This window comes from Paenibacillus sp. ATY16 (assembly GCF_003399985.2).
Lineage (GTDB): Bacteria > Bacillota > Bacilli > Paenibacillales > Paenibacillaceae > Pristimantibacillus > Pristimantibacillus glycanilyticus.
Genome location: NZ_NMOK02000054.1, coordinates 1 through 20,418, shown reverse-complemented (window position 1 = coordinate 20,418; position 20,418 = coordinate 1). Strand labels below are relative to the sequence as shown.

At 51.9% G+C, this 20,418-nt stretch carries 22 protein-coding genes; 1 reads left to right on the top strand and 21 read right to left on the bottom strand.

All coding sequences use genetic code 11. The features are described from left to right. Positions 1 to 43: 43 nt before the first annotated feature. The 13 genes from nusG to CFI03_RS29010 form a co-directional block, all read right to left on the bottom strand. A complete protein-coding gene (gene nusG, locus CFI03_RS29070; protein ID WP_015847240.1) occupies positions 44 to 577 on the bottom strand; it encodes a transcription termination/antitermination protein NusG in 534 nt (177 codons plus the stop codon). A gap of 23 nt (positions 578 to 600) precedes the next feature. Continuing rightward, entirely contained in the window at positions 601 to 810 is a 210-nt protein-coding gene (gene secE, locus CFI03_RS29065) for a preprotein translocase subunit SecE (protein ID WP_015847241.1), read from the bottom strand. A 17-nt stretch (positions 811 to 827) separates the two neighbouring features. Next, positions 828 to 977, bottom strand: a complete 150-nt coding sequence (gene rpmG / locus CFI03_RS29060; RefSeq protein WP_015847242.1) for a 50S ribosomal protein L33 — start codon at positions 975 to 977, stop codon at positions 828 to 830. Positions 978 to 1,312: 335 nt separating this feature from the next. Beyond that, positions 1,313 to 1,963 carry an RNA polymerase sporulation sigma factor SigH gene (gene sigH, locus CFI03_RS29055; RefSeq protein ID WP_015847243.1) on the bottom strand — a complete coding sequence of 217 codons (651 nt, stop codon included), beginning with the start codon at positions 1,961 to 1,963 and terminating at the stop codon, positions 1,313 to 1,315. 230 nt (positions 1,964 to 2,193) lie between these two features. Further along, entirely contained in the window at positions 2,194 to 2,718 is a 525-nt protein-coding gene (locus CFI03_RS29050) for an NYN domain-containing protein (protein ID WP_127497466.1), read from the bottom strand. Positions 2,719 to 2,721: 3 nt separating this feature from the next. Then, positions 2,722 to 3,450 carry a 23S rRNA (guanosine(2251)-2'-O)-methyltransferase RlmB gene (gene rlmB / locus CFI03_RS29045; RefSeq protein WP_041614742.1) on the bottom strand — a complete coding sequence of 243 codons (729 nt, stop codon included), beginning with the start codon at positions 3,448 to 3,450 and terminating at the stop codon, positions 2,722 to 2,724. A 23-nt stretch (positions 3,451 to 3,473) separates the two neighbouring features. Continuing rightward, complete coding sequence (locus tag CFI03_RS29040) at positions 3,474 to 3,983, bottom strand: Mini-ribonuclease 3 (protein ID WP_248762603.1); 510 nt, start codon at positions 3,981 to 3,983, stop codon at positions 3,474 to 3,476. A gap of 35 nt (positions 3,984 to 4,018) precedes the next feature. Next, positions 4,019 to 5,431: a cysteine--tRNA ligase gene (gene cysS, locus CFI03_RS29035; protein WP_201008874.1), complete on the bottom strand. Its 1,413-nt coding sequence runs from the start codon at positions 5,429 to 5,431 to the stop codon at positions 4,019 to 4,021. Beyond that, positions 5,428 to 6,090 (bottom strand): serine O-acetyltransferase, encoded by a 663-nt coding sequence (gene cysE, locus CFI03_RS29030; protein ID WP_248762602.1) that lies wholly within the window; start codon positions 6,088 to 6,090, stop codon positions 5,428 to 5,430. The genes cysS and cysE overlap by 4 nt, the downstream gene beginning before the upstream one ends. Before the next feature lie 546 nt (positions 6,091 to 6,636). Further along, a complete protein-coding gene (gene gltX, locus CFI03_RS29025; protein WP_248762601.1) occupies positions 6,637 to 8,100 on the bottom strand; it encodes a glutamate--tRNA ligase in 1,464 nt (487 codons plus the stop codon). 31 nt (positions 8,101 to 8,131) lie between these two features. Next, entirely contained in the window at positions 8,132 to 8,620 is a 489-nt protein-coding gene (ispF, locus tag CFI03_RS29020) for a 2-C-methyl-D-erythritol 2,4-cyclodiphosphate synthase (RefSeq protein WP_127497456.1), read from the bottom strand. Then, the gene (gene ispD / locus CFI03_RS29015) at positions 8,617 to 9,327 is read right to left on the bottom strand and encodes a 2-C-methyl-D-erythritol 4-phosphate cytidylyltransferase (RefSeq protein WP_248762600.1); all 711 of its coding nucleotides are present in this window, start codon (positions 9,325 to 9,327) and stop codon (positions 8,617 to 8,619) included. The genes ispF and ispD overlap by 4 nt, the downstream gene beginning before the upstream one ends. Positions 9,328 to 9,376: 49 nt before the next feature. Continuing rightward, positions 9,377 to 10,468, bottom strand: a complete 1,092-nt coding sequence (locus CFI03_RS29010) for a PIN/TRAM domain-containing protein (RefSeq protein WP_127497452.1) — start codon at positions 10,466 to 10,468, stop codon at positions 9,377 to 9,379. Positions 10,469 to 10,617: 149 nt separating this feature from the next. Between CFI03_RS29010 and CFI03_RS29005 the strand changes: the two genes are divergently transcribed. Next, positions 10,618 to 11,013, top strand: a complete 396-nt coding sequence (locus CFI03_RS29005; protein ID WP_127497450.1) for a nucleoside triphosphate pyrophosphohydrolase family protein — start codon at positions 10,618 to 10,620, stop codon at positions 11,011 to 11,013. 159 nt (positions 11,014 to 11,172) lie between these two features. Here CFI03_RS29005 and pssA read toward each other — a convergent pair whose 3' ends face one another. From pssA to CFI03_RS28965, 8 genes are all read right to left on the bottom strand, one after another. After that, positions 11,173 to 11,916: a CDP-diacylglycerol--serine O-phosphatidyltransferase gene (gene pssA, locus CFI03_RS29000; protein WP_127497448.1), complete on the bottom strand. Its 744-nt coding sequence runs from the start codon at positions 11,914 to 11,916 to the stop codon at positions 11,173 to 11,175. 87 nt (positions 11,917 to 12,003) lie between these two features. Further along, on the bottom strand, positions 12,004 to 13,080 hold the full coding sequence (gene disA, locus CFI03_RS28995) for a DNA integrity scanning diadenylate cyclase DisA (protein ID WP_248762599.1): 1,077 nt from the start codon (positions 13,078 to 13,080) through the stop codon (positions 12,004 to 12,006). Positions 13,081 to 13,090: 10 nt separating this feature from the next. Then, the gene (gene radA / locus CFI03_RS28990) at positions 13,091 to 14,458 is read right to left on the bottom strand and encodes a DNA repair protein RadA (RefSeq protein WP_127497445.1); all 1,368 of its coding nucleotides are present in this window, start codon (positions 14,456 to 14,458) and stop codon (positions 13,091 to 13,093) included. Between the two features lie 185 nt (positions 14,459 to 14,643). Next, a complete protein-coding gene (locus CFI03_RS28985) occupies positions 14,644 to 15,000 on the bottom strand; it encodes an antibiotic biosynthesis monooxygenase (protein WP_248762597.1) in 357 nt (118 codons plus the stop codon). A gap of 165 nt (positions 15,001 to 15,165) precedes the next feature. Next, entirely contained in the window at positions 15,166 to 17,619 is a 2,454-nt protein-coding gene (gene clpC / locus CFI03_RS28980) for an ATP-dependent protease ATP-binding subunit ClpC (RefSeq protein WP_248762596.1), read from the bottom strand. A 3-nt stretch (positions 17,620 to 17,622) separates the two neighbouring features. Continuing rightward, on the bottom strand, positions 17,623 to 18,660 hold the full coding sequence (gene mcsB / locus CFI03_RS28975) for a protein arginine kinase (protein ID WP_373312840.1): 1,038 nt from the start codon (positions 18,658 to 18,660) through the stop codon (positions 17,623 to 17,625). A 64-nt stretch (positions 18,661 to 18,724) separates the two neighbouring features. Further along, positions 18,725 to 19,249 (bottom strand): protein-arginine kinase activator protein McsA, encoded by a 525-nt coding sequence (gene mcsA, locus CFI03_RS28970; RefSeq protein ID WP_127497437.1) that lies wholly within the window; start codon positions 19,247 to 19,249, stop codon positions 18,725 to 18,727. A gap of 39 nt (positions 19,250 to 19,288) precedes the next feature. Then, entirely contained in the window at positions 19,289 to 19,750 is a 462-nt protein-coding gene (locus tag CFI03_RS28965) for a CtsR family transcriptional regulator (RefSeq protein ID WP_127497435.1), read from the bottom strand. Between the last annotated feature and the right edge of the window lie 668 nt (positions 19,751 to 20,418).

The following is a 20,418-nucleotide window of genomic DNA, read 5'->3' as shown; positions in this document are numbered from 1 at the left end:
CCTCCTTACACAAGTAATCCCAAACTACGGAAACCAGATCGTATTATATCTTCTCCACTTGAGTATAGTCCAGTTCAAGCGGGGTCTCCCTGCCAAACATGTTGACATGCACCTTAAGCTTGGATTTGTCGAGCAGAATTTCTTCCACTGTACCAACGAAATCCGCAAAAGGACCTACTTTTACGCGCACGGTTTCCTTCAGGTCGAATTCAATCTTCGGCTTAGGCTCTTCCATGCCCATGTGCTTCAGAATTTGTTCTACTTCGTCCGGCATAAGCGCGATTGGCTTGGAACCGGAACCCGTTGACCCTACAAATCCTGTGACGCCCGGCGTATTGCGAACAACATACCATGAATCGTCAGTTTGTACCATCTCCACGAGGACGTAGCCGGGGTAGACTTTGCGTTGAACGGTCTTTTTCTTACCGTCCTTTTCTACCACTTCTTCTTCCATCGGAACCAGAACGCGAAAGATTTTATCTTCCATGCCCATCGATTCGAGGCGACGCTCCAAATTGGCTTTCACTTTGTTCTCATAACCGGCGTAAGTGTGTACGACATACCATCTTTTTTCCATTCCAATCCACCTTTGGGCCCTTCTTAAACAATCAGATTAACTAGAGACGAGATCCCGATGTCAAGAAGCCAAAAGTAAATCGTCACAAACGCGATCGTTAGAAGTACGACGATCGAATAGCTTGTCAACTCTTTACGGTTTGGCCAGCGAACCTTTTTAAGTTCTGCCCAGCTGTCGGCAAAGAAACTAAACGTTGTTCCGAAGCTTTGCTTCAGTTTAGCCAAAAATGCCACGTCAACACCTCCAATGACTATCTCGTCTCGCGATGAGGAGTCTGCTCGTTACAAAACTTGCAAAACTTCTTCAACTCGATGCGGTCGGGGTGATTGCGTTTGTTCTTGCTGCTCGCATAGTTTCTCTGTTTGCAGTTTGTGCATGCCAACGTGATTATTACCCGCATTGAATTACACCTCCCGAACTGCTAAATAACGGTTCACAACGCCATATGTATATGACGTTGCAACTTCGGCCCCAATACAAAACAAAGCCTCACATCAAGGCCTACCTAAAACAATTTATCACACGGCCTATTCCAATGTCAATGGAAACATAGCCTGGGCCATAGCGAATATTATGGAAATATGGCGACATCAGGAATCTCGTCTCTACCATTATCGTCACAAATCCTGCTTTTAAAACTTAAAACGAGCCGCCCTCCGCCTCCGGCCTGATAACCGGACGAGAGAACAGCTCGCATCAAATTCAGCACGTATAAAGATTAATAAGATTAATAGCTTATCCGCTAAGATCCCGAACTTCCAAGTAACGCTCAAGTTTGCGCTTTACGCGCTGCAGGGCATTGTCAATCGATTTGACATGTCTGTCGAGGTCAACGGCAATTTCCTGATACGATCTGCCGTCCAGATAGAGCATAAGCACCTTACGCTCCAGATCGCTCAGAATCTCCGACATCTTGTCTTCAAGACCAACAAATTCTTCCTGATTAATGATAAGCTCCTCCGGATCGGATACCCTGGTGCCGCAAATCACATCGAGAAGAGTACGGTCAGAATCTTCGTCGTAAATAGGCTTGTCCAAGGAAACATAAGAGTTAAGCGGAATATGCTTCTGCCTGGTAGCCGTCTTTATCGCCGTAATAATCTGCCGTGTAATACATAATTCCGCAAAAGCTTTAAAGCTAGCAAGCTTGTCCCCTTTAAAGTCGCGGATAGATTTATAGAGTCCGATCATGCCTTCCTGCACGATATCTTCCCGGTCGGCTCCGATTAGGAAGTAAGAACGCGCCTTTGCACGGACAAAGTTCTTATATTTGTTGATCAAATATTCAAGAGCCAGACTGTCGCCGTTACGAACCGCTTCCACGATATCCTCGTCAGAACTGCAGTCATACTCAAGCGTACTCCATTTTTTGAGGTCGATGCTCACGAACTATCCCTCCGGCCTGCAAGGCGTACGCCGCTAGATTCATATGCAACCTATCTCCATGGCTTCCTGCCACAACGAGTTAAACAAGACAAAATAGCGATAAAACCGCCGTTCTCATCACTAAATATAGAGCCAGTATACATTATGTAATCTTACACCGTCAACCGATTTGCCGCTAGGGTAGAGTCGTTTTAATAGAAATTCTGTAATTTTATGGATAAAAAAGAGGACTATTTGCCGCCGCGCCGAAGACGCTCCAGCTTTGTGCGCACCTCGAGACTGAGATTGCCGTCGAGCGTGTTGCGCTTGACCGGTATGTCCTCGCGCAAAGTGAGCTCGATTTGCTTGCGATTCTGCTGAATGTTGATAAGCAGCTCGCGAGCCGACAGCCGGAGAGCTCCTTTGCCGAAAGCGACATGCTGTTCGACAAGATCGGAGGTGGCGACAAATACGTTTCGTCGTCTGGCCGTGAGTTCCGTAACCAACCGCTCAATGCATTCGTCCGCCGTTTCTTTCTCCTTCGTATAGACAATCGTAAGCTTATGATGCCGGTAAGTCGCGCCAAGTCCGGGCACTTGATGGGCATCGAAAATAACATACACCGTCATGCCCGAGAAGCCTTGGTAATCGGCCAGCATATCGAGCAGCTTGTCCCGCGCTTCCTCCAAATCGATCTCCTTCAGCTTCTCAAGCATGGGCCAGGCGCCGATCATATTATAGCCGTCCACCAGCAAAATATCATTGCGCCGGTTCATCGGCTATACACTCCGGCGCTGCCTGACCACTTCGTACATCAAAACGCCCGCTGCCACGGATGCGTTCAAAGAGTTAAGACGGCCGTGCATCGGCAGCTTGACCAGGAAATCGCATTTCTCCTTGATCAAACGGCCCATCCCTTTGCCTTCGTTTCCGATAACAATCGCAAGCGGCAGATCAAATTTCGTCTTATATACATCCTGCGGAGCGCTTACGTCCGTACCCGCTACCCACACGCCTTCTTCCTTAAGACGGTCGATCGTCTGGGCGAGGTTCGTCACACGCGCCACAGGCACATGCTCGGCCGCGCCAGCGGATGTCTTCAGCACCGTTGCCGTCAGACCAACCGAACGGCGTTTCGGAATAATAACGCCATGGACGCCGGTACATTCCGCCGTCCGCAAAATGGAACCCAGATTATGAGGGTCCTCAATCTCGTCGAGAATAAGCAGGAACGGCGTTTCGTTCAGCTCGCGGGCTCTTGCCAGCAAATCCTCAATCTCCGCGTAGGCAAAGGCCGCCGCCTGCGCAACAACGCCTTGATGCTGCACGCCCTCCACCATGGTATCCAGCTTGCGCTTGTCCACAAACTGCACGATGACCCCATGCTGCTTGGCTTCCGCCACGATCGGCTGGGTCAGGCTCTTCTGAGCGCCCTCGGCGATCCAAATCTTATTGATATCGCGTCCGGAACGAAGCGCCTCCATAACGGGATGCTTGCCGGCAATCATTTCTTCTTGGTTGTATCGTTCGCTCACGCTTGTCCCTCCTTCTCTTCCTGATAGTCTTCCGGCTGCGGCGCGACTGCTTCCTCAAACAATTCATGCAGACGTTCGATTCGTCCTTCATAGTACAAATAGCCGACCAGGCATTCCAGCGCGGTAGCCTGCCTGTAATCGGCCGGGTCCGCATTCTTAGGCGGTGCCCCCGATTTCGTATTGCGGCCGCGCCTAACGATATCCGCTTCCTCTTCCGTCAGCATCGGCTGCCATTTCTCCAGCAGCTTGCGCTGCGCCTTCGCCGATACAATCTTGGTCGCTTCCTTGTGAAGATGATGCGATTTATGATTAGGCAGCGACACCAGATACTGCCGGACCAACAGCTCGAATACGCTGTCTCCTACGTAAGCGAGCACAACCGGATTAATGAGCTGCGTCTTCTTGGCCGGACGGTGGAACAGAAGCCCCGCTCCCGCTCCCGCTCCCGCTCCATTCCCTTGTCCCGCTTCCTCTAAGCTTGCATGTTCCCGTTCATTGCTATTCAATATGACACGTCCTCCAATCGATTTGCGGCAGAGTTCTACAGGCGCCGCCAACGAATCCCTTGCGGAGTGTCCTCTAACGCAATGCCTTTTTCCGTAAGCAGGTTACGGATTTCATCCGCTCTTGCCCAATTCTTCGCCGCGCGCGCTTCCGTCCGCTCAACGATAAGCGCATCGATCTCGTCATCCAGAAGCTCGGCATCAGCACCCGCTTCAGGCAGCAGACCCAGCACCGTGTTCATTCCTTCAAGAGCTGCCAGCAGTGCGGCAATTCCCTCCGGCGAAGCGTCCGCGCGGTTCATGTACTGGTTCGCTTCCGTTACCAGCTCGAATACGGCGGTAATCGCATCCGGCGTATTGAAGTCGTCTCCCATTTTCGCTTCGAATTGTGCCTTAAGCTGAGCGATTCTGTCTTCAAGCTCCGTTGGAGCCGCACCCTCTGCCTGGCCGCCAAACGCGGAAAGCCGATGCTTCAGATTAGACGCGCAATTCGCAATCCGCTCCACGCTGTTCTCGGCTTGGGCGATGGTCTCGTCCGTGAAGTTAAGCGGGCTGCGGTAATGCGTCGACAAAATAAAGTAACGGATAGCGGCCGGCTTCACGCGCTTCACCAGCTCGTTAACCGTAATCCCGTTGCCAAGCGACTTGGACATCTTCTCGTTGTTGATATGAATGTAGCCATTATGCATCCAGTAGTTCGCAAGCTGCTTGCCGGTCAATGCCTCGGACTGGGCAACCTCGCACTCGTGATGCGGGAACTGCAGGTCATGGCCGCCGCCGTGAATATCAAGCGTATCGCCCAAATATTCGCGCGCCATCGCCGAGCACTCGATATGCCAGCCCGGACGTCCCGGTCCCCATGGGCTTTCCCAGTTGATTTCGCCAGGCTTTGCGCCTTTCCAGAGCACGAAGTCCTGAGGATTCTCCTTGCGCTCGCCAACCTCGATCCGGATACCGAACTGCAGCTCCTCCAGATTCTGGTGCGACAGCTTGCCGTATTCCTCGAATTTCGAGGTACGGTAATACACGTCTCCTTCACTTGCATAAGCATAGCCTGTGTCGACAAGGCCTTGAATAAACGCAACGATCGCCGGAATATGCTCGGTAACGCGCGGGTTCAACGTTGCCTTGTGCACACCCAGCGAAGCGATATCCTCGTTAAACGCGTTAATGAATTTATCGGCAACCTCCGGAACCGTCAGTCCCGATTGCTCCGCTTTTTTGATCAGCTTGTCGTCTACGTCCGTGAAATTCACGATGTAGTTCACGTCATAACCGACGTACTCCAGGTAACGGCGCACCACATCGAAGAAAATAACCGGGCGGGCGTTGCCGATATGAATATAGTCATAAACCGTTGGTCCGCAGACGTACATTTTTACTTTTCCCGGTTCCTGCGGGACGAATGCTTCCTTTGCTCGTGTCAGCGTATTATAAATTTGAACGTTCATGATCTCGTTTCTCCTCCAGCTACTGGCTCGCGAAGCCTCTCGACCTCGGCCTTTAAACTTTCGATTTCCTTTTGCATTTCGCGGAACATCTCAATGACGGGGTCCGGCAGCTGCTTATGATCAAGCCGGTCTCCGACCCGTTCGCCATTGCGTCTGACGACACGCCCCGGATTGCCTACGACGGTACAGTTGTCGGGCACCTCGCGCAGGACAACGGCATTCGATCCGATATTCGAATTATCGCCAACACGGAACGAGCCTAATACTTTCGCACCTGAACCGATAACGACATTGTTGCCGATGGTAGGATGGCGTTTGCCTTTTTCCTTGCCGGTTCCTCCAAGCGTTACGCCTTGATAAATAACGACATCATCGCCGATCTCGCATGTTTCTCCAATCACTATACCCATTCCGTGGTCGATGAACAACCGCTCGCCGATCGTTGCTCCCGGGTGGATCTCGATGCCCGTCATAAAACGGCTGAACTGCGAGATGATCCGCGCAATCGTAAACCATCCTCCGCGGAAAAATTTATTCGCAACCCGGTGAGCCCATATCGCATGCAGACCCGAATACGTAAAGACAACCTCAAACCGGCTTCGAGCTGCCGGGTCGTTCTCAAATACTGCCTTAATGTCTGATCTAATATGGCGAAACATGCGTGTCTCCTCTCCCCTGCGCTGCGGCCCCCCGCAACAAAAACAAAGCTAAGGCCAAGCTAATCAATGCCTGAAAATAAAAAAGCCTCCGCAGCATTTGAAATGCTGCAGAGGCGGGCGTGTAACGTCGCGGTTCCACTCTGCTTGAACGACCCGATTAAAGGACTGCGGCTCAATAACGAGCTTAAGCCCAGCCTAATCCGGCTGTCCGTCTTAAAGCCTGTAACGTTGGCTGATACGTTGCTGCCTACCCCGCGCCGCCGGCTCCGGTATACGAAGCGGTAGGATTACGGATCGGAACAAAGCTCCCAGGTGCAATTTTCCGCCCCCCGAACTAGACAACTCGCAGCCCGCATTCCTACATGCCAACTAGCTTGGCTATAGGCAAATGCTGATTGTCCTCTCTGCAAATCCGGCAAAACGTACTTTTCCTGTTCATGGCTTTTTAAGTCATCGAATTGTAATTAGTAACAGTATAGCGAATCCCCGTAAGGGTGACAAGGAATTTATGACACCGCTTGTCAACCTTGTCCGCCCCGGCAATGCTTAGCCCAGACGGTTCTTAAGGCGGTTAATCACTTTATCGCGGCCAAGCAAGGCGATCGATTGGTTCAGGTCAGAGCCATGCGTCTGGCCCGTAAGCGCAGCGCGAATAGGCATAAACAGCTGCTTGCCTTTGAAGCCCGTTTCCTTCTGAACCGCTTTGATCCAGTCTTTAATGCCGTCAACGGTAAAGGCCGAAGCTTCGCTAGCTTCGATCTTGGCAAGGAACGCCGTCAAGACAGCCGTGACCTGTTCCTCGGCAAGCACAGCCTTGGCTTCCTCTTCATCCTCAACCGTATCGCGGAAGAACAGCTCCGTAAGCTCAACGATGTCCGATGCTGCGCGGAGCTTCTCTTGATAGAGGGCGGCAAGCGCCGACACCCATTCACGGTCAACGGCATCCAACTGTTCGCCTACGCGGCCAGCCTTTTGCAGATGCGGCAAGCAAAGGTCGACAAGACGCTCGATGTCGATCTTTTTCATGTATTCGCCATTCATCCAGCTCAGCTTCTGCGTATCGAATACGGCAGGGCTCTTGCTCAGACGTTCGGCCGTAAATACGTTAACCAGCTCGTCATGCGTAAAAATCTCCTGCTCGCCTTCCGGCGACCAGCCAAGCAAAGCAATAAAGTTGAACAACGCTTCCGGCAGATAGCCGAGATCGTCGTATTGCTCGATGAACTGGATGATCGACTCGTCGCGTTTGCTGAGCTTCTTGCGGCTCTCGTTGACGATCAGCGTCATATGAGCGAACTTAGGAGCTTCCCAGCCCAGCGCTTCGTAAATCATCAGCTGGCGCGGTGTGTTCGAGATATGATCCTCGCCGCGCAGCACGTGGCTGATTTTCATCAGATAATCGTCGATGACAACGGCGAAATTGTAAGTCGGAATGCCGTCCTTTTTCACGATTACGAAGTCGCCCATCTCCGCCGTATCGAAGCTGATCGAGCCTTTAACCATATCGTCCCAAGCGAAGGTTTTGCCCTCCGGCACGCGGAAACGAACGCTGGCTACGCGGCCTTCCGCTTCAAACGCCTGGCGCTGCTCCTCCGTCAGATTGCGGTGGCGTCCGGAGTAACGAGGCGTCTCGCCGCGGCTCATCTGCTCTTCCCGCTCCTGCTCCAGCTCTTCTTCCGTGCAATAGCAGCGGTAAGCAAGGCCGCGGTCAATCAGGTCCTGCCAGTATTCCTTATAAATATCAAGACGCTCGGTTTGACGGTATGGGCCGTAGCCTCCACCGATGTCAATGCTCTCATCCCAGTCGATGCCAAGCCATTTCAAGTACTTCAGCTGGCTTTCTTCCCCGCCCGCCACGTTCCGTTTCACGTCGGTATCTTCAATGCGGATAATAAATTTGCCGCCTTGGCTGCGCGCGTACAAATAATTAAATAAGGCCGTTCTGGCATTACCGATATGTAAATGACCCGTCGGGGACGGTGCATAACGGACTCTCACTTCTTGTGTCATCGCTAATAACCCCTCTCGTATAACTAAACCATTACTTGATTATAACATCCTGGATCAAGCAGACAACCGATTGGGAGGCAATTCCTTCGCCTCTGCCGGTAAAACCAAGCTGCTCGGTCGTCGTCGCCTTCACGTTCACCTGCTCGATGTCCGCTTCCAGCGCGCGGGCGATAATCTCCGCCATCTGCGGGATGTAGGGCGCCATCTTCGGACGTTGGGCAATAATCGTCGAATCGCAGTTGCCAAGTTTGTAGCCCCGCTCCTTGGCCAGCGCCCACACCTGCTCAAGCAGCTTCAGGCTGTCGGCATCCTTGAATTCCTCGGAAGTGTCCGGGAAGTGCTTGCCGATATCGCCAAGTCCTAGCGCCCCCAGAATGGCATCGGAGATCGCATGAAGCAGCACATCCGCGTCGGAATGGCCCAGCAGCCCCTTCTCGTAAGGAATCGTTACGCCCCCGATAATGCAGGGACGGCCCTCCACCAGCTGATGTACGTCAAAGCCTTGTCCTACTCGAATCATTGTTTGTTCTCCTCTCTCCTCTGTTTCTCTAACAAAAATTCTGCCCAGGGCAGATCATCAGGCGTTGTAATCTTAATATTCGTGTAATCGCCTTCCGCAATAACGACGGGCGCGCCTGTCCGCTCCACCACCATGGCATCGTCCGTACCGAGAAAATGCTCCTCCGCCGCGCGCTCATGCGCTGCGGTCAGCAAATCACGACGAAAAGCTTGCGGCGTTTGTATCGCCCACAAGCTTCGGCGGTCCGGCGTTGAAACGATCAGACCCGTGTCGTCTACCTGTTTGATTGTGTCCTTGACCGGTACGGCCAAGACGGCTGCGCCGCTCTGCTCGGCTTTCTCGCAGCAGGCGCGTATCGCCTTCTGCGTAACAAGCGGCCGCACGCCGTCATGCACCATCACCCATTCGGCGGCCGGCGACAACGCCTTGATCCCCGCGAAGACCGAATGCTGGCGCTCGCTTCCCCCGGCTACCACGGCCGTTACCTTGCCAAGCTTGTACTCTTCTACAAGCCCGGTGCAGCGTTCCACGTCATCCGCGCCAACCACAAGCGCTATATCTGTAATCTCGTCCATCGCTTGGAACAATTCCAGCGTATGCACGAGAATCGGCTTTCCGTGCAGCGGCAAATACTGCTTGCTTTCTTTGCTTCCCATCCGCGAGCCGCGCCCGGCCGCAACGACAACCGCTCCCCAATGTGCATTCATCGCCTAATCTCCCTCGTACGTATAAACAACTACTCCCTACTATACAAGGTTACAGCGCTTTTTCCAACAGCTTCGGCTTCGCAAATATCATTCGGCCTGCCGATGTCTGCAGAACGCTCGTTACGAGAACTTCCATCGTGGTGCCGATATAATCGCGTCCGCCCTCCACAACGATCATCGTGCCGTCGTCCAGATAGGCGACGCCTTGTCCATGCTCTTTGCCGTCCTTGATAACTTGTACGATAATTTCTTCACCGGGCAGGACGACGGGCTTCACTGCATTAGCCAAGTCATTAATGTTCAGTACCGATACGCCTTGAAGCTCGCATACCTTGTTCAGGTTGAAGTCATTGGTAACGACCTTGCCTTTAAGGGCTTTCGCCAGCTTGACCAATTTGCTGTCTACCTCGCTTATTTCTTCAAAGTCTCCTTCGTAGATAAGCACCCGAACATCTAATTCCTTTTGGATTTTGTTCAAAATATCGAGTCCGCGGCGTCCCCGGTTACGCTTCAGCAGATCCGAAGAATCCGCGATATGCTGCAGCTCCTCCAGCACGAATTCCGGAATCACGAGAGTGCCTTCGATAAATCCGGTCTTGCAGATATCCGCAATCCGTCCGTCGATAATGACGCTGGTGTCCAAAATTTTATGTTCTTCAAAGCCGCCCACTTCGTCTGCCACCGGAACTGCCTTGCGCTGCTCGAGCATCGCCGATGCGGCTGCGGCAAGCTCGTCCTTCTTCCCAAGTCCGATTCGAAGCCCCAAGTAACCGAAGAAAAGAGACATCACTGCCGGAATCAACAGCCCCGGCCCACCAAGCTTAGCTACCGCCGGGTACAAAAGCGCGGACAAGAACAATCCCGCGATAAGCCCGCCGCCGCCGGCCAGCAGATCCTTCATCGGCATCTCGGCCGTTTGATCAATACCGCGCTGCATAAACTTAATGATTCGCCCCGCAGCCATGCTCGCAACAAGAAGTCCAAAAAGTGCCCCAATCGCGAAATAATACATGCTAGTTCCTTGCCAAATACCAAGCGACGATTGCGTCCAGCCTTCTATGCTATTCGTTCTGCCTTCTACTTCGAGCCCAGCCAATCCTCCAAATAATAGACCGGCCATTTGAATAATTCGTTTCATCATAAATACCACCTCCATTACAATTATGTTCCAATAATGGACGGGCTAAACGGCGGTTCGTGAATGATTTTTCATTTTGAAATGATGGCAAGGTATGCTTATAATGGAATTAGCAGTTATAGCAGATGAAGCTGATGAAAGAGGTGGAATCGATGAGTGCTCCTACACTGGAACAATTCCAGCAGCAAGTATCCGAACTATTGCTTAGACATCGAAGCCTGCTGGACGTCATGTCCAAGTTTGGTCAGTCCGGCGCATCCGTTAACCGAGCGGTAACGAAGGCCGTAACGGACTGTGGTTGTATTGAACTCAATGCGCGCAAGCAAGAGTATGCAGACGAACCGAATCTCGAGAGTGCCAAATCTACGCTTCAGAGCCATATCTCAGGCCATGTATGCGAATCCTGCCGCGACGTGCTCAAATCCGAGCTCGGACGGAATCTGTTCTACATGACCGCCATGTGCAATCTGCTTGATATTCAATTAGACGAAGTTGTCGCCAAGGAATACGATAAATGTTCTACTCTCGGATTGTTTAATTTAACGTAATAAGCAAAAAAAAAGGAGCTGCTCCTTGCCTCGTTCATGACGAGTGCAGGGAACAGCTCCTTCTTTTTATTCTCTAGGTTTATCCGGTTTTCACACCGGGGCCCCCGCAAAGTACTCGGAGTACGCTCCAGAGCATTTGCTTCACTTTGTGGGGCATTTTTATGCTGTCGTCTCGGACTGCACGTTCTCATCCTGTGCATCTTTGCCGCGGCGTTTGCGGACGCGTTTCTTCATGCGGCCGTCAACGTTTTTTTTTAGACCGTAAAGCGCATATAACAGCATAGGTACAAAGATAATTTTAGATAGCTGGTCAGGGAATTGGATTCCAAGAAAAACAGCCAACGCCACAACAAAAGGAATGGCCCAGATGGCTTTCTTTGAGATGCCTATTTTCTTGAAATTCGGATATTTAATCGTACTAACCATAAGCAAGGACAGTACCAAGGTGCTCGCTAACAAGACCGAAACTGCAATATCATCCTGGAACAGCGCAAGCGTGCACAACACGCCTCCCGCAGCAGGAATAGGAAGGCCGATAAAGTAACCCGGTTTCCCGGCTACCACGTTAAATCGCGCAAGTCTCAAAGCTCCGCAGATCGGGAACAGCGCGGTAATAATCCAGGCAATGGTCGGGTTAAGCTCTTGAAAGGCAACGACATACATAATAAAAGCCGGCGCCACGCCGAACGAGATCACATCGGATAACGAATCGAGCTCTTTGCCGAACTCGCTTTGCGCGTTCAGCGCACGTGCTACACGGCCGTCCACGCCATCAAGCAGCATTGCGATAATAACCATCATCGCGGCTGTTTCCGGCTTTTCATTAAACACGAGAATAATGGCGGCTATTCCTAAGAATAAGTTTCCGACCGTGAGAAGGCTCGGTATCGACTTAGTGATCATCTATTCCACCTCTTCTCTACTATGCCCTAAAACCGTTTACTAATGTATGTTTGGAATACGGTACACATTCCATCCATTGTATGAGATTTAAATTTGTCTGTCAATGAACATCTGCTCCTGGATCCGCTTCAAACCATCCTTGATGGCACGCGCGCGAACCTCTCCAATACCGTCCACTTCGTCAAGCTCATCAATGGTTGCCATCAAAATATGAGGCAGTCTGCCGAAGCGCTCAATTAAATTATTCATAATAATTAATGGAAGACGAGGAATTTTATTGAGCAGCCTGTAGCCTCGCGGCGACACCGCTTCCTCCACCATGGCAGCGGTATGCGTGTAGCCGAGAAGCCGTATGATCGGAGGTGCGTCCAGCAGGTCTTCCGCGCTTAGCTTTTTGAGCGCCGCACGGATTTCGCGGATTTTGTCGTCTGTATTATCCTTGGCATAATCCTTGAGCAGATACCAGGCGTCTTCGTCAACGCCGTTAACAAGCTCCTCCATCTGCATGGCGATAAGACGGCCCTCCGTACCCAGCTCGGTGACATAACGTTTGATTTCCATTTTGACGCGCAGCACCATTTCCACACGCTGCACGACATGCGCCACTTCCTGCAGCGTCACCAGCTCCTCGAATTCAAGCGCGGACAGGTTGGTGAGCGACTGGCTAAGTACGACCTTATATTTCTCAAGCGTTTGAATCGCCTGATTGGCCTTCGTTAATATAACGCCCATCTCTTTGAGCGAATAACGCAAATTGCCTTGGTACAGCGTAATGATATTCCGGCGCTGCGAGATCGATACGACAAGCTTGCCGGTCTGCTTCGCTACCCGCTCCGCCGTACGATGCCGGATACCGGTCTCGATCGAAGAAATCGAGTTGTTCGGGATAAGCTGCGTATTCGCATACAAGATCCTTTTCATATCCTCGCTCAGGATAATGGCTCCATCCATCTTGGCGAGTTCATACAAGTAGTTAGGCGAGAAATCGCAATTGATGGAAAAGCCGCCATCCACGACCTCCATTACTTCGGGACTGTACCCGACAACAAGCAGCGCACCCGTTTTGGCCCGAAGCACATTATCAAGCCCGTCACGGAACGGGGTACCTGGTGCGACTAATTGCAAAAGCTGGTTCATAATTTCTAGCTGACTTTGTTCCTTCATCATTTGCCCCCTATCCAAGTGCCGCGGACAGCGCTTCTGCTACCGTACTCACGCCGATAATCTCGATGCCTTCCGGCGGCTTCCAGCCCTTTAAGCTTTTCTCCGGCATAATAACCCGCTTAAAGCCAAGCTTCTCCGCTTCCTTCACCCGCTGCTCGGCACGGGATACGGCGCGAACCTCGCCCGTCAGGCCTACTTCGCCGAAGATAACGTCATAGGGGCGCGTAGGCGCATCGCGAAAGCTTGATGCGAGCGAGACGGCAGCGGCAAGGTCAACTGCCGGCTCATCCAGCTTCACGCCGCCCGCTACATTTAAATAGGCATCCTGCGTCTGCAAAAACATGCCGATCCGCTTCTCTAATACCGCAATAATTAATGCCATCCGGTGATGGTCGATCCCTGTGGACATCCGCCGCGGCGAAGGGAAATTCGTCGCTGCGACAAGCGCCTGAAGCTCAACCAGCACGGGGCGGGTTCCTTCCATGCTGGCTACAACCGTAGAGCCGGATACGCCAAGCGGGCGCTCCGACAGGAACAGCTCTGACGGATTGGCCACTTCGCGGAGACCCTCTTCGCCCATTTCGAATATGCCGATTTCATTGGTGGAACCAAACCGGTTCTTGACGGCCCGGAGCAGCCGGTAAGTATGATGCCGTTCTCCTTCGAAATAAAGTACGCAGTCGACCATATGTTCCAGCAGACGAGGACCCGCGATTGCGCCTTCTTTCGTGACATGCCCGACAAGCACGGTAGCGATACCTTTAATCTTCGCTACCCGCATGAAGTGAGCGGTACATTCCCTTACCTGGGCTACGCTGCCCGGAGCGGACTGAACATTTGGATCGTACACCGTCTGAATGGAGTCGATCACGAGAAAGTCCGGCTGGACCGACTCAATCGCATCGTTGATTTGCTCCATGTTTGTCTCGCAAAGGACAAAAAGGGATTCCGTTAGAGCGCCAAGCCGGTCAGCGCGAAGACGCGTCTGCCGGACGGATTCCTCTCCGGAAATATACAGCACCTTCAGCCCTTTGGAGGCCAATGCATGCGAGGTTTGCAGCAGCAGCGTGGATTTTCCGATTCCGGGATCTCCGCCAACCAGAATGAGCGAGCCTGGCACAACGCCTCCGCCCAGCACCCGGTTAAGCTCCTGCAACCGTGTTTCGATACGCGGTTCCTGCCCACTTTCTATATGTATGATGGATTGCGGCTTTTCTTTCGTCTGAGCCATGCGAAGACCGACACCTTGTGTTTTGATAACGGTCTCCTTTTCCTCCACCATCGTATTCCAAGACTGGCAGCCCGGACATTTCCCCAGCCATTTCGGCGATTCCGTCCCGCACTCAGTACATACAAACTTTAGCTTTATCTTTGCCATACAAGGCTCCTTTTAACAAGCGTTACCATTTTAAAGTTTACCATTTTATCCGTAGGGTATAAACCCCTTCTTACGAAACTATGTACGGACCAATACGTTCCAGTCAGCAAAAAAAGCCTCCTTAATCCCAACATCGGAATAAAGAAAGCTTTTGTTAAATGATGCAAAAGTATAAGCTGCAAAAGTTACGAGATTGCCGCAGCATCCTTGGATACGAGAATCCGGTGCGTCGTAAGCTGGGAGCCAAGCATAATACGCTCGCCTTCCCCATCCTTTTCTTTACCGCCATCCGCTTGTTTATTCCCCCTATGGGCATGCGCCTGACGGAAGGAATCGCTGTTCACCCATTCTTCGAAGGAAGCTTTGGTCTCCCAGGTCGTGCTTACCTTCAGTTCATCGTAGTCGGCTAATCCTTCGGTCAGCATAACCTCCATGCGAACAAAGCCAGCCGATTGCTCTATGCCCTTTGTCTTCTCGAACCGCTCCGCTACCTCTTCCCCGTGGCCTTTTTTTACTTTTATCGTATTCGTTACAACGATCATCGCAAGTCCCTCCATCTTCCGAAGCTTCTATGTTTAAAACCTTCATCGCTAAAACATCATTGCTTCAAGCATATACGATAATGATTCTCATTGTCAAATAGATCGGATAAAACAAAAGCTGCCCGGCGAGGAAGTCCTCGCTCAGGCAGCCTGGTTGATCCTTGCTTATTTTGCAGCCGGCTCTTCCGAGACAGCTTCGGATTTGTTTACGGTCAGCTCGCCGTCCTTCTCGTCGATCGTGAAGGAATCGCCTTTGCGGATCTTGCCAAGCAAGAGCTCCTCGGAGATCCGGTCTTCGATATGCTTCTGAATCGCACGGCGCAGCGGACGCGCACCGTATTGAGGATCAAAGCCCTCCTTCGCAAGGAATGCCTTTGCGGAATCGGTGAGAATAAAGTCCACCTCTTGCTCGCGCAGCCGTTTGCGAAGCTCCTCGGACATCAGCGTAACGATCTGAGCGATATGCTCTTGCTCCAGCGAGTGGAACACGATTGTTTCGTCGATCCGGTTCAGGAACTCCGGACGGAAGCTTTTCTTCAGCTCAGCCAACACTTTATCCTTCATTTGGTTGAACTCGCGGCCCGAATCCTGCACGGCTGTAAAGCCAAGCGAAGAATTACGTTTGATTTGATCCGCGCCTACGTTCGAGGTCATGATGATCAGCGTGTTGCGGAAGTCAACCACTCTGCCTTTGGAATCGGTCAGACGGCCGTCTTCCAGCACTTGCAGCAGGATGTTGAAAACTTCCGGATGCGCCTTCTCGATTTCGTCGAGCAAGACAACGGAATACGGCTTGCGGCGTACTTTCTCGGTTAACTGACCGCCTTCTTCGTAGCCGACATATCCCGGAGGCGCTCCGACGAGACGGGACGTGGAGTGTTTCTCCATGTACTCCGACATATCGATGCGGATAACCGCGTTCTCGTCGCCGAACATCGCTTCCGCGAGCGCGCGGGCCAGCTCGGTTTTACCTACCCCGGTAGGACCAAGGAAGATGAACGAGCCGATTGGGCGTTTCGGATCCTTGAGGCCTGCACGCGCTCTGCGGATGGCTCTCGATACCGCTTTAACCGCATCTTCTTGGCCGATTACGCGGTCATGCAGAATGTCTTCCATTTTGAGCAGACGCTCGGTTTCTTCCTCCGCCAGCTTGCTGACCGGAATACCCGTCCAGCTTGCCACAACCTGCGCGATATCTTCAGGCGTTACCTCGGAATCGGTGCGGCCTTGTTTTTCTTTCCATTGGTTCTTCGTTACGTCAAGCTCTTCGCGGATTTTTTGCTCCGTGTCGCGAAGGGCTGCCGCTTTCTCGAATTCCTGGCTTTGAACTGCCGCGTCTTTCTCCTTGCGGATATCTTCCAGACGGTTCTCCAGCTGTTTGAGATTAGGCGGTACCGTATACGAGTTAAGTCTCACTTTCGAGCTCGCCTCGTCGATCAGGTCGATCGCTTTGTCCGGCAGGAACCGGTCCGTAATGTAGCGATCGGACAGCTTCACGGCTTGCACGATTGCATCATCCGTAATTTTTACGCGGTGGTGAGCCTCATAACGGTCACGCAGGCCGTGAAGAATTTGGATGGCCTCTTCCGGCGACGGCTGGTCGACCGTAATCGGTTGGAAACGGCGCTCCAGCGCGGCATCCTTCTCGATGTATTTGCGGTACTCATCCAGCGTTGTTGCGCCGATGCACTGCAGCTCGCCGCGGGCAAGCGCAGGCTTCAGAATATTGGAGGCGTCAATCGCGCCTTCAGCGCCGCCTGCACCGATCAGCGTATGAAGCTCATCGATGAACAGAATGATGTTGCCGGCTTGGCGGATCTCATCCATGATTTTTTTCAAGCGGTCTTCGAATTCGCCGCGATACTTCGTACCGGCTACAACGGAGCCCATATCCAATGTCATAACGCGTTTGTCGCGCAGTGTCTCCGGAATTTCGTTGGCGATGATCTTTTGGGCAAGACCTTCGGCAATGGCGGTTTTACCTACGCCCGGCTCACCGATCAGAACGGGATTGTTCTTGGTACGGCGGCTGAGCACTTGAATAACGCGCTCGATTTCCTTGCTGCGGCCGATAACCGGATCCAGATTACCCTCGCGGGCATAAGCGGTCAGGTCACGGGCTAAGCCGTCCAGCGTTGGCGTGCTCACATTGGATGGAGAGCCATGGCTGCTGGATACCGCTTCGCTGCTGCCCAGAAGCTGCAGGACTTGCTGGCGAGCTTTGTTCAGGCTGATGCCAAGGTTGTTCAGAACCCGGGCTGCTACGCCTTCTCCTTCGCGAATCAGACCAAGCAGGATATGTTCCGTGCCAACGTACGTATGGCCAAGCTTTCTTGCTTCGTCCATCGACAGCTCGATAACTTTTTTCGCGCGAGGCGTATAAGCAATGTTAGTAGGCTGCTCTTGACCGCGACCGATCAAAGCCTCCACTTCGTCCTGGATTTTCTCAAGTCCAAGACCAAGCCCGATTAATGCCTTCGCTGCAATGCCTTCCCCTTCGCGAATAAGGCCGAGCAAAATATGCTCCGTACCAATATTATTGTGACCAAGACGAACCGCTTCCTCCTGCGCCAAGGCAAGAACCTTTTGCGCTCGCTCCGTAAATCGTCCAAACATCATGTTTCATGCACCCCCATGCTCGGTTTGACTCCGCAATTGATTGCGGATTAATTCGGCCCTGCGGTAATCCCGCTGATCGGCGCTCATCTTCTCGTTGAACGTCTGCTGCAGAAACCCGGGCTGCGTCATTACAATTAATTCATTCAAAGATTGGCTCGTGACGTGATCCAGAAGCCCCAGATCGACACCTAGCCTTACATCGGACAGCCGCTGCGCGGATTCCTTGGAATCCATCACCGCCGCATAAGACAAAATGCCGTAAGAGCGTCTTACCCGGTCCTCAATTCGAAGCCGTGACTCGGACATCAGCCTTTGGCGGGCTGCTCTCTCGTGCTCGATAATCTGCTTGGCTACCCCGTGCAAATTATCGATGATTTCGCCTTCCGTCTGTCCCAGCGTAATCTGATTCGATATCTGGAACAGATTCCCCAGCGCTTCGCTGCCTTCGCCATACATTCCCCGGACAGCGAGGCCGACCTGCGTGACAGCCGATAAAATTCGGTTAATCTGCTGCGTAAGCACAAGCGCCGGCAAATGCATCATAACCGATGCGCGTATTCCCGTTCCCACATTCGTCGGACAAGTGGTTAAATACCCTCTCTTCTCGTCGAACGCGTAATTGGTTTCTTCCTCGAAAATATCATCGATCTGATTCGCCAGCGTCCAAGCCTCCTTGACTTGAAAGCCCGGATACAGGCACTGAATACGAAGATGATCCTCTTCGTTGATCATGATGCTGACCGATTCGTTCTCGCTTAGAATGATCGCCCCTCCGCGTGACTCGTTAGCCAGATTAGGGCTAATCAGATGCTTCTCCACCAATACCCGTCTTTCCAGCTCGCTTAGCTCCGATAAAATAATCGTTTCGAAATGTCCTACCGGATCCAGCTTGCCGGATTGCCCTATTGCAGTAAGCTGATTCATGACCTCAAGCGACTGCTGATTGGTGGCAAGCATCGGGAATGGAAACTGCCTCAAGTTTCGCGCAATGCGTACTCGGCTGCTAATGACGATATCCGAGTCAGGTCCAACTCCCTTCATCCAATCGCTTAACGCTTGCTCAGAGAAACGATGACTCGCCAAGAGTAAACCTCCTTCGTGCGCCTTACAGTTCTACTATTTTACGCTCCAGCTCGCGGATTCGATCACGAATCTGAGCCGCGCTTTCAAATTCTTCTCGTTCGATGCGGCTTTGCAAATCCCGCCGCAATTGCTCAATCTCTCGCTTGTACTGAATTTGGCCGCCGGAACGCTTCGGTATTTTACCGACATGGACCGTATTGCCATGTACACGTTTCAGCAGAGGATCTAACTTCTCGGTAAATTGACGGTAGCAGTTGCTGCAGCCGAACCTGCCGATTTTGCTGAATTGCGTATACGTTAACCCGCAGTTGTCGCAGCGGATCATCTGCTGTTGCTTGGCGCTGTTCACGCCGTTAGTGCTGCTCGGATCAAAATCGAGAAGGCCCGACAGCAGACTGTGAATAGAGAACCCGTTTGGAGCGCCGGGGATGCCTTCTCCCCGTTCCCTCGCACAGGATTCACAGATGTGAAATTCGGTTTTTTCACCGTTCACGATTTTCGTAAAATGAAGCGTTGCCGGCTTCTTGCCGCATTCTTGGCAAATCAAGCCGAATCCCCTCCCTTCCGGTGTAACCTTCTCAGGCGCTTATTTGGCTAATAAAGATATCAGCATGGAGCGTAATAACCTGGCTCTGATCTCATCGCGAAGCGGCAGCTTGACAGCAATGGTCTCGCGGTCAACCGCGGCCCGAAGCAGGTTCGCTTCCCGTTTCGTAATTAGTCTTGCCTCCTCCATCTGATAAATCAGCCCCTCCGCCACGCTTTGCTCGACGCAATCGCCAATCGTTTGATGGATATGGAATTGAATCGTCTTAAGCGCCGGCAAATCTACCCGCTGAATGCGGATATAACCGCCGCCGCCGCGCTTGCTTTCAACCATGTATCCCTTCTCCAAAGTGAACCGGGTACTAATTACATAGTTGATCTGCGACGGAACGCAGGAAAACTTGTCTGCCAGTTCATTGCGTTGAATTTCAACGGCGCCTTCCGGGCTTTCCTGCAACATCTGCTTCAAGTACTGCTCGATGAGATCGGAAATGTTACGCAAATTTACCAACCTCCTGGCGACATGAGCTGTGGATGCATTTGTGGAAATGCTGCCCCAACTGACTTTGACTTTCTTTGACTTTAACTTTATTATACGCAAAAATCAGGAAAGGTCAATACATGGAATTTCAATTTTCAGATAATTTAACAATCACACTATCGCCATTATCTAGCATGGTGCGGTTGGATGCGATTTATACACAGTCCTCCGCATTAACGCGCAGCTGCAGCTGTCTTTTAAGCCGTTCATCCACGGACTACTCACATTTGTGCATAAACGGTGCGCTTAAAGTCGAGCAAGCTAAAGGCTCTATATTGTTATTAAACAAATGCAGGGGGTTTATAAACAGGATAAGGAGGGAAGTCGGCAACTATTTGGCAGGCGGAAGTTGTCTATCCACGGGGTTATTCAGTTATCCAGACCGAAATCATGCGTAAAATAGGGGATTTTCACGATTTATACACAACTTCATCAACAAAATAAAGAGAAGTTGTAATTGAGTGACTATTCACATGTGGATATCAAAACAAAAAAGCAGCTTGATCCCAATGTGGATCAGCTGTTCAGGTTGTGGATGAACCGTTGATAACTATGCAGAAACAAAAAGCCTGCCGCGTAATGCGACAGGCTCTTCATTGCTTGGCGACGTCCTACTCTCCCAGGACCCT

Coding starts and splice junctions, on each gene's coding strand:
- rpmG (WP_015847242.1), bottom strand. CDS start 977: ATGCGGGTAATAATCACGTTGGCATGCACAAACTGCAAACAGAGAAAC.
- CFI03_RS29005 (WP_127497450.1), top strand. CDS start 10,618: ATGAGTGCTCCTACACTGGAACAATTCCAGCAGCAAGTATCCGAACTA.
- CFI03_RS28985 (WP_248762597.1), bottom strand. CDS start 15,000: ATGATCGTTGTAACGAATACGATAAAAGTAAAAAAAGGCCACGGGGAA.
- gltX (WP_248762601.1), bottom strand. CDS start 8,100: ATGACACAAGAAGTGAGAGTCCGTTATGCACCGTCCCCGACGGGTCAT.
- radA (WP_127497445.1), bottom strand. CDS start 14,458: ATGGCAAAGATAAAGCTAAAGTTTGTATGTACTGAGTGCGGGACGGAA.
- rlmB (WP_041614742.1), bottom strand. CDS start 3,450: ATGATTGCCGGCAAGCATCCCGTTATGGAGGCGCTTCGTTCCGGACGC.
- ispD (WP_248762600.1), bottom strand. CDS start 9,327: ATGAATGCACATTGGGGAGCGGTTGTCGTTGCGGCCGGGCGCGGCTCG.
- cysS (WP_201008874.1), bottom strand. CDS start 5,431: ATGAACGTTCAAATTTATAATACGCTGACACGAGCAAAGGAAGCATTC.
- disA (WP_248762599.1), bottom strand. CDS start 13,080: ATGAAGGAACAAAGTCAGCTAGAAATTATGAACCAGCTTTTGCAATTA.
- CFI03_RS29050 (WP_127497466.1), bottom strand. CDS start 2,718: ATGAACCGGCGCAATGATATTTTGCTGGTGGACGGCTATAATATGATC.
- ispF (WP_127497456.1), bottom strand. CDS start 8,620: ATGATTCGAGTAGGACAAGGCTTTGACGTACATCAGCTGGTGGAGGGC.
- cysE (WP_248762602.1), bottom strand. CDS start 6,090: ATGTTTCGCCATATTAGATCAGACATTAAGGCAGTATTTGAGAACGAC.
- nusG (WP_015847240.1), bottom strand. CDS start 577: ATGGAAAAAAGATGGTATGTCGTACACACTTACGCCGGTTATGAGAAC.
- clpC (WP_248762596.1), bottom strand. CDS start 17,619: ATGATGTTTGGACGATTTACGGAGCGAGCGCAAAAGGTTCTTGCCTTG.
- pssA (WP_127497448.1), bottom strand. CDS start 11,916: ATGATCACTAAGTCGATACCGAGCCTTCTCACGGTCGGAAACTTATTC.
- mcsB (WP_373312840.1), bottom strand. CDS start 18,660: ATGAAGGGAGTTGGACCTGACTCGGATATCGTCATTAGCAGCCGAGTA.
- CFI03_RS29010 (WP_127497452.1), bottom strand. CDS start 10,468: ATGATGAAACGAATTATTCAAATGGCCGGTCTATTATTTGGAGGATTG.